The organism is Mycobacterium angelicum (assembly GCF_002086155.1).
Lineage (GTDB): Bacteria > Actinomycetota > Actinomycetes > Mycobacteriales > Mycobacteriaceae > Mycobacterium > Mycobacterium angelicum.
On record NZ_MVHE01000373.1, the window covers coordinates 1 to 297 of the forward strand.

Here is a 297-nt window from a genome sequence, read left to right on the forward strand (position 1 = left end):
GGGCTGCTGTTCGGCGCAGCCGGGGCCGGCGGCGGTGGCGGGCACGCCGACAGCATCACCCAAGCCGGCGGCGCGGGGGGCGCCGGCGGCAACGGCGGCCTCTTCTCCAGCGGCGGGGCCGGCGGGGACGGCGGAACATCTGTATCCGCGACCGGCGGGACCGGGGGCGTCGGTGGAACAGGAGGGTTGTTCGGCGCCGGCGGGGCCGGCGGGGTCGGCGGCGCCACCGGAGGCGGCACCGGCGGGCTCGGCGGGGCCGGCGGTACCGGCGGCATGTTCGGCGCCGGTAGCTCCGGC

1 pseudogene is annotated in these 297 nt (G+C 81.1%); it reads left to right on the forward strand.

Annotated elements, in window-relative coordinates:
* Nucleotides 1-297, forward strand: a pseudogene (locus BST12_RS32745) (PE family protein); the annotation flags it as partial.